The sequence below is a fragment of the Acinetobacter sp. ANC 5045 genome (assembly GCF_004331005.1).
Classification (GTDB): Bacteria; Pseudomonadota; Gammaproteobacteria; order Pseudomonadales; family Moraxellaceae; genus Acinetobacter; species Acinetobacter towneri.
Genome location: NZ_SJNS01000003.1, coordinates 182,417 through 189,088 on the forward strand (window position 1 = coordinate 182,417; position 6,672 = coordinate 189,088).

The window sequence follows — 6,672 nt, forward strand, 5'->3', positions numbered from 1 at the left end:
ATGTGAGGGAATCCAATTCGCGTTAGTTTACCTGAATGTTGAAAATATAAAACCTATCGCCTTGTTATACATTGAAACTCGACGCATAAAAATGTTTCAATGGTTGCATAGTTTGCACATTTAGATAGGCATAAAATCCAGTGATTAAATTTAGCTTAAGTCCCGCATTCCAAGAACACAGCGCGAGTGAATCTTTGTCAATTTTAGTGGCTGCAGAACAGGTGCCACAGGCAACTGCTGCTTATCAAATCAAGGATTTAGACAGCATTATTCAAGCGACACAATTTAAAGCAGGCTTTAATGAAAGTTTAAGTTTGGTGGCTAGCGTTGCTGAATGCGCCAATAGCAACCTGATCGGTTTGGGTAAAACCGAAGAATTACCAGCCGCAAAGCTGGCAAAAATTGCACAAAGCATTATCAAATCTTCACAAAAAAAATTTAAACAGATCAGCATTGACTTGTCTGCCCTGCCTAGCGAGCTGCATTATGTATTTGCACTCAGCCTGACCCAAGCAGCCTATGCTTTTGATGAATACAAAAGCAAAAAGAATGAATTTCAGCTTGAACAAATCCATTTCATTGCCAATAACAGCCCATTCAGCGCAGATCAACTTCAATTGATTGAAGCCATGCAATCGGGGCAAAACATGGCACGCGACTTGGGCAACCGTCCGGGCAACATTTGTTTCCCTGAATATTTGGCAGAACAAGCCCAAGCACTTGCGGCAGAATATCCAGACCTACTCAAAGTCACCATTTTAGATGAAGCAGAAATAGCGGAATTGGGCATGGGTGCTTTCCTTGCAGTCAGTCAGGGTTCAGACCGTCCAGGACGCATCATTAGCCTCGAATACCAAGCACAGCGTGATGAAGCACCTGTGGTATTGGTTGGTAAAGGCATCACCTTTGATACAGGCGGCATTTCACTCAAACCCGGCTTAGGGATGGATGAAATGAAATTTGATATGTGTGGTTCTGCTTCAGTTTTAGGCACCATGCGCGCGCTGTGTGAAGCACGTTTACCTATCCATGTGGTCGGCACGATTGCCGCTGCAGAAAATATGCCGTCAGGCAAAGCCACTCGCCCGGGTGATATTGTGACCAGTATGAGCGGCCAAACCATCGAAATTTTAAATACCGATGCCGAAGGTCGTTTGGTGCTGTGCGATACCCTAACCTATGTGAAACGCTTCAACCCTGCTTTGGTGATTGATATTGCGACTTTAACAGGCGCTTGCGTGGTTGCACTCGGTTCGGTACTGACAGGCATGTTTACCCCAGATGATGAACTTGCGGCGGAATTGGATGCTGCGGGACACACTGCATTTGACCGTGTATGGCGTATGCCCGTGATTGACGATTACCAAGAACAACTGGATTCACCATTTGCCGATATTGGCAATATTGGTGGGCCTAAAGCAGGTTCAGTTACTGCAGCATGCTTCTTGCAACGCTTTACCCGTGACTATCGCTGGGCGCATCTAGACATTGCAGGCACTGCATGGAATTCAGGCAGCAATAAAGGCGCAACAGGTCGTCCTGTACCGTTATTGATGCAGTTCCTCGCACAACGTGCAAGCAATAATGGCTAAAGTTAGCTTTTATTTGTTTGAAAAAAGTCCTGAACGGCAAGTGGAAAGCACTTGCCGTTTATGCCGCAAAATTTTGCGGCAGCAGGCACGCATTTGGCTGCATTGCCCTGATCCAGAGTTACAGCAAATATTGGATGAGCGTCTGTGGAGTTTTGATGCCAGCAGCTTTATTCCACATGGCATTAACCAAACACAGGCCAGCGTATGTATTTCTGCCGAATTACCGCAGCAATCGGACTGGATTGTGTTTAATTTTAACAGTCAGGCACTTGAAGCCTATGCAAAATTTAGTCACATTATTGAGATTATTGAAAATCACGAAGCAGCTAAAGTGCTTGGACGTGAAAAATTTAAACAATATCGACGTTTGGGCATAGAACCACAGACGTTTAAGCTTTAATTTTAAAACGTTTTTTTAAAAATACTGCTCAAAATAAGGAGAGATGCTGTGACTTTAAATGTCGGCTCAGATTTTAAACAGCGCTGGTTAACCGCGCCTCAGGCTGTGCGCCAGACATTTATGGATGATCTGCATCGAATTTGTGAGGTCTTGCAACCTGAAACGCAATTACACAACTGGATTGCAGAAGATCAGCGCGCTCAGCAACAATCACAGGAAAAAATTGAACAAGCCTATGCTGACCTGAAAGCACGTTTGATTGAAGAAGCACGGCAACGTCGCCAATTGGCACTCGAACTCAAATTAGAACAGCAACGTGCAGAACAAGCCGCTTATGCTGCACAGCTACAGCAAGATGAAGCGCAACGCTTTGCAGAACAAACTCAAGCACTTGAGTTGATGCGTCAAAGTCTGGATCAGGAAATTTCAAACTATACTGCACGTTATGAGCAAAATCCTGAATTACCTGCAGTGACTTTTAATCAAGCCGCAACTGCGGTAAGTGATGATCAAATTGTTTCTGAACTTGAAAGTGTACGTTTGCGTTTAGAGCTAGAAGCCGAAACTCAAATTGAGCAGGCGGTAACGATCTTTCGTGCGCGACTACATGCTGCAGCCCAAGAAGAAATTGACTATATCTTAAAAAATTCAAATTTTTCTAAAGAATAATTTTACTTTTTATCCCCAATTAGCCCAAAGTCTTAAACCCAATGTCATCAAAATGAAATAATTTTGTCACATGATAATCATCCAGAAAAAGTTGAATTCTCAACTTTTATCTCCTTTAAATGACTTTTGTAATCATGGGTTTCAAATGGATATCTTGACGAAAATTTCAGGCAAAATCGACCATCTTAATACGGGCGAACAGTGGAGTATTCGTGCTCAGGATTTATGGATCAGTCGTGCAGATTTCCAATCATTAAGCATGTACTTGTCTAAAGAAGCGGAAAAGGGGGAGTTTTCAATTCAAAGTAACGATACTTTTAGCCCGCGCTTGGGTGGCACAGAGTTAATTGTCACCAAACACTAAAACTGAACCAGATCAAAAGTCCACACGGTGGGCTTTTTTTGTGGCCATCAATCCACTTTTTTAGTTATCGCGGTGGATTTAGAATAAGAAAATAGAAAAAATGAGGAATTTAAATCCAATCACCCAACCAAGACAAAATATTACCCAAGCCATAACCTATTGCCATTAAAGAAAAAATCCATACGGCAGCACCCACCACATTATAAAAACTAAAGGTCGCCAAAGGCATGTGCCCTGACCCTGCAGCAAATGGTGCAAATGAACGAACAAACGGTATAAAACGCGCCATTAAAATAGTTTTGCCACCATGTTTCATAAAATAATGGTTGGTTTTGACAATATATTCAGGTTTGAAATAACGTGAATGTTGATGAAAATACTTCACCCCTAGAATTCGTCCAGTGTAATAGTTGACGCTATATCCCAAGACCGCAGCGACAAAAAGTAAAATCCCCATATAGTGCAAATGCACCACGTCAGTGGTGGAACATAAGGCACCAATTGCGATCAGCAAACTATCGCCTGGTAAAAAGAACATGAACACAGAACCTGTTTCTGCAAAAATAATCAGAAACAAAATGGCATAGATCCACAGACCATAATTATCGAGTAATAATGGCAGCCAGTGTTCCAAATTCATTAAAAAATCAATCATCTACATTAAACCAAAGGGGTGTTTATGATGAAAAAAACATCTTTATCTTTTTAATTATCCCTAAAAACAAAAAAACAGTCTAATTTTTCAATCAGACTGTTTAAATTTCATTCGGCTCTGTGCTTATTTTAAAAAGCCATTTTCAGCCAAGAATTCCATGCTAATTTTAGATTGCTGCGTAGTTTCTGCAGCTTTATCACCCAAGAGCAAACGCTCAATATAACGCGCCAAGACATCCACTTCTAAATTGACCTTGCTGCCAACTTTCCATGTGCCAATATTGGTACGCTCTGCCGTGTGTGGAATTAAATTCAGACTGATAACACTGCCGCGTAAATGGTTAATGGTCAGGCTGATGCCATCGACGGTCACCGAACCTTTTTCTGCCAAATATTTGGCAATTTCTGCAGGTGCAGTCACTTCATAGTAAATTGAACGTGCATCTTCACGTACCAGCGTAATTTCACCGACTGCATCAACATGGCCACTTACGATATGTCCACCAAAACGTGTGGTCGGCAACATGGCTTTTTCGACATTGACAGGCTGACCCACTTTCCATGTGCCTAAAGTGGTACGGTTCAAACTTTCACGGGACACATCTGCGGCATACCAATTGTCGCCCCACTCGATCACAGTCAGGCAAATACCATTGGTGGCAATTGAATCCCCCAAATGCACATCCGACATATCCAAATCGGTCTGAATACGCAAACGTACATCACCGCCCACACTTTGCAGGCTTTCTACTTTACCTAAACTTTCAATAATGCCTGTAAACATAATCTTTTCTCTCATTCACTGAGGATTTGTGGATTTACCACAACGCCAATTGGGTACTCACACCTGAGGTATCTACACCACCCAATTCTGCAAAATGGTAAAGTTGCCCTAACAACTGACGAATTGGCGGGCCTGATTTGGCATGGGTGTCGGTAATCACAATAAATTCCAGCACGCGCGCACGTTCAGACTGACGCTGCTTACTGACACGATAACGTGGCACATCTTGCGTCAATAATGTCACGCGGCCACGTTTCAAGTTAGCTTGTAGCAAGTCAGTGGCACTGATATTACCATCGGTAGAATAGCTGGTCAGAATAAAACGTGCATTGATGGTTTCCAATAAGGTTTCATAAGCCTCTTTGGCATACTTGGAAGAGTTGTATGGACTTGGACGTTCCTTACGCCACGCACGGTCAATACCACTTTTAAAGCCTTTGGTATCTGGAGTGGGTAAATCGACCTGATCCCACAGCGTTAAAGCATTTAAAACATGATAGTTACTGCTATAGGCATGTTGGTTATATGGAGGGTCCAAATACGCGACATCAACCTCAAAACCACTCATTTGATTAGCCAGATGCTGTGCATCAACACACCACATTTCTGCAGCAGGTTTGCTGGCATCGCCAATTTCACAAAAACGGCTTGGAGTGAGCCACAATAACGATTCAATTCGTTCTAGTGCAGTTTTAGTTTTACCACCCCAACCATGGTGGAAGCTTTTAAATACCCCACTGGTATTGCTGACAAAACTGGCAGAATAGAGTAAAGGTGCCAACAAGGCCGACATCTCAACATCATCAATTGCACCCTGCGCTTGCCACGTGGCAATTTGCTGACGAATCGCATCAATACGCATACCGTTACGACGTTTAAAAAATAAACGGTCACGGCTCGGGTCATAAATTTCGTCGTTACGTGGGCATAAGTTATGCGTTACCCAGCCTTTGACTTCAGGCAAGCGGTTCAAATAATCAATGGCTTTTTGATAACCGCCTAATTCTTTAAACGCAGGTGCTTCGGTGCAGGCCAAAATCGCATGGTTTAAGGCATGGCTGTAGGGTTCCCAGTCATTGGCAATTACCCGATAGCCATTTTGGCGAGCCAAACGTGATACCACGCCTGAGCCTGCAAAAAAGTCAGCAAAAATTGGGGCACGACCATCTTTAGGATGTAGCGTTCCTGTCTGTTCAAGGGCTTCTAAAATCAGATGCAGTAAACGGCGTTTATTGCCCAAATAAGGCACCAATTGATGAAATAAGTATTCATCGGTGGTGCGTGCCGCATGACGACGTTTGTGATAAACCGTTGACTCTGAACTCATAGTGTCTCTTGAGAAGGAATTAACCTAAGGCGCACGTCATCACCCAATTGAGTGACGTCGCAAAGTTTAAATCGAAGTTGCTCTACCATCTGCTCAAATTCTGCATTAAACATGGCACGTGCTGATTGCCCTAATAATGTAGGCGCCACATAGCTGATGACTTCATCAACTAAGCTTTCTTGCAAGAAAGCGGTAGATAAAGTTGCGCCTGCCTCAACCAGTACATCATAAATTTGATGTTGTTTGACCAGTTCAGCCAGCAAGCTTGCCAAAGGCTGTACCGCCAATTGTATCACGCCTAAGGCTGCCAACTCTGCACGATACGGCCCCATCACCATCACGGTTTCAGGTTGCTGCAGAATTTGTGCGCTCAAAGGCAAACGACCTTGACGGTCTAAAATAATCCGTTTTGGCTGTACCACATTGTGAAGATCATCCACCGCTGCCAACTGACGTACATTGAGCAGACAGTCATCGGCCAGTACCGTATCAATACCCGTAATGACTGCTGCAGAAATTGCACGCCAATGTTGCACATCTGCACGTGCTGCAGCCCCTGTAATCCATTTAGATTCACCCGAAGCCATGGCGGTACGACCATCCAAACTAGAGGCAATTTTTAAACGCACATAAGGCATACCTGTAGCCATAGCTTTTAAAAAGCCTGCATTTAACTGTGCTGCTTCAGCTTCTGCCACGCCCACACTGACCTGAATACCTGCATCCTGTAAAATCTGAACGCCTTTACCTGCCACTAATGGATTTGGGTCTGGACAAGCCACAACCACTTTGACCACGCCTGCATCAACCAAGGCTTTGGCACATGGTGGTGTGCGCCCATAGTGTGCACAAGGTTCCAAGGTCACATAGGCGGTTGCACCC

Annotated in this window: 8 protein-coding genes; 4 read left to right on the forward strand and 4 right to left on the reverse strand. The window is 43.7% G+C overall.

The features are described from left to right. The first annotated feature begins 143 nt into the window (after positions 1 to 143). From E0H79_RS04795 to E0H79_RS04810, 4 genes are all read left to right on the forward strand, one after another. Positions 144 to 1,592: a leucyl aminopeptidase gene (locus E0H79_RS04795; RefSeq protein WP_131261014.1), complete on the forward strand. Its 1,449-nt coding sequence runs from the start codon at positions 144 to 146 to the stop codon at positions 1,590 to 1,592. After that, a complete protein-coding gene (locus E0H79_RS04800) occupies positions 1,585 to 1,992 on the forward strand; it encodes a DNA polymerase III subunit chi (RefSeq protein WP_131260997.1) in 408 nt (135 codons plus the stop codon). Before E0H79_RS04795 ends, E0H79_RS04800 begins: the two co-directional genes overlap by 8 nt. Positions 1,993 to 2,040: 48 nt before the next feature. Next, the gene (locus E0H79_RS04805) at positions 2,041 to 2,661 is read left to right on the forward strand and encodes a hypothetical protein (RefSeq protein WP_004975677.1); all 621 of its coding nucleotides are present in this window, start codon (positions 2,041 to 2,043) and stop codon (positions 2,659 to 2,661) included. A gap of 145 nt (positions 2,662 to 2,806) precedes the next feature. Continuing rightward, positions 2,807 to 3,025: a hypothetical protein gene (locus tag E0H79_RS04810; RefSeq protein ID WP_004975675.1), complete on the forward strand. Its 219-nt coding sequence runs from the start codon at positions 2,807 to 2,809 to the stop codon at positions 3,023 to 3,025. A gap of 109 nt (positions 3,026 to 3,134) precedes the next feature. Here the strand turns inward: E0H79_RS04810 and E0H79_RS04815 are convergent, their stop codons facing one another. The 4 genes from E0H79_RS04815 to ribD form a co-directional block, all read right to left on the reverse strand. Continuing rightward, entirely contained in the window at positions 3,135 to 3,680 is a 546-nt protein-coding gene (locus tag E0H79_RS04815) for a VTT domain-containing protein (protein ID WP_004975673.1), read from the reverse strand. 123 nt (positions 3,681 to 3,803) lie between these two features. Beyond that, positions 3,804 to 4,463 (reverse strand): riboflavin synthase, encoded by a 660-nt coding sequence (locus E0H79_RS04820; RefSeq protein WP_104852910.1) that lies wholly within the window; start codon positions 4,461 to 4,463, stop codon positions 3,804 to 3,806. A gap of 34 nt (positions 4,464 to 4,497) precedes the next feature. Continuing rightward, positions 4,498 to 5,790 carry a DNA adenine methylase gene (locus tag E0H79_RS04825; RefSeq protein ID WP_131260998.1) on the reverse strand — a complete coding sequence of 431 codons (1,293 nt, stop codon included), beginning with the start codon at positions 5,788 to 5,790 and terminating at the stop codon, positions 4,498 to 4,500. Next, the coding region (gene ribD / locus E0H79_RS04830) for a bifunctional diaminohydroxyphosphoribosylaminopyrimidine deaminase/5-amino-6-(5-phosphoribosylamino)uracil reductase RibD (protein WP_131261000.1) at positions 5,787 to 6,672 on the reverse strand (886 nt) is incomplete at its 5' end. The genes ribD and E0H79_RS04825, both read right to left, overlap by 4 nt.

Excerpts from the sequence above, each read along its gene's own strand:
- E0H79_RS04800 (WP_131260997.1), top strand. The coding sequence starts at position 1,585 with ATGGCTAAAGTTAGCTTTTATTTGTTTGAAAAAAGTCCTGAACGGCAA.
- E0H79_RS04820 (WP_104852910.1), bottom strand. The coding sequence starts at position 4,463 with ATGTTTACAGGCATTATTGAAAGTTTAGGTAAAGTAGAAAGCCTGCAA.
- E0H79_RS04825 (WP_131260998.1), bottom strand. The coding sequence starts at position 5,790 with ATGAGTTCAGAGTCAACGGTTTATCACAAACGTCGTCATGCGGCACGC.
- E0H79_RS04815 (WP_004975673.1), bottom strand. The coding sequence starts at position 3,680 with ATGATTGATTTTTTAATGAATTTGGAACACTGGCTGCCATTATTACTC.
- E0H79_RS04810 (WP_004975675.1), top strand. The coding sequence starts at position 2,807 with ATGGATATCTTGACGAAAATTTCAGGCAAAATCGACCATCTTAATACG.